Origin of the sequence: Candidatus Infernicultor aquiphilus (genome assembly GCF_002784285.1) — a bacterium.
GTDB classification, from domain to species: Bacteria; Atribacterota; Phoenicimicrobiia; order Phoenicimicrobiales; family Phoenicimicrobiaceae; genus Infernicultor; species Infernicultor aquiphilus.
Genome location: NZ_PFKO01000217.1, coordinates 1179 through 1727 on the forward strand (window position 1 = coordinate 1179; position 549 = coordinate 1727).

The 549-nt window shown below is 33.2% G+C and carries 1 protein-coding gene; it reads right to left on the reverse strand.

Features of this window, described 5'->3' with window-relative positions; all coding sequences use genetic code 11:
- Positions 1-169: 169 nt before the first annotated feature.
- Positions 170-549: PDZ domain-containing protein (locus tag COZ07_RS05680; protein WP_406607607.1), on the reverse strand; the 380-nt coding region annotated here is incomplete at its 5' end.

The following is a 549-nucleotide window of genomic DNA, read 5'->3' on the forward strand; positions in this document are numbered from 1 at the left end:
GAGTAAAGATATGTGCCTTTGGGAAATTTTATTCCTTGAATTACTTTATCTTCTTCTAACATTTCTGCTCTTGCTCCAGAAGAAAACAAAAACAAACAAAGACCTAAAATCAAAATTTTTTTAATCATTTCTTACCTCCTTATTCCTTTTTTTCAATCAACTTCCAGAACTAAAAACTTCCCGGAGGAATGTCTTTCTTTTCTTTCATTTCAATAAATACTTTTGGAATTTTAATACATTCTCTTTTACCTTCTCTTTTAATGAGAGTGGTAGTACACGATCCCTGAGCTGCACTTTCTATTAATTGGGGAAGTCTTTCAAGCCATCTTTTTTCTCCCCATACTCCCACTCCATTAAATACTATAATTATATCTCCTTCTTTTAGTCCTGCTTTTTCAGATGGACTCCCCTTAAAGATCTTGGTAATAATAGGTCTACCTTCAAACTTTCCTTCTTTTAGAACCTCAATCTCAATTCCAAACCAAGGCTGTTTAATTTCAATTCCAGGTTCAGGTTTTACTTGTAAACGACCAAAATGCAAATAATCCC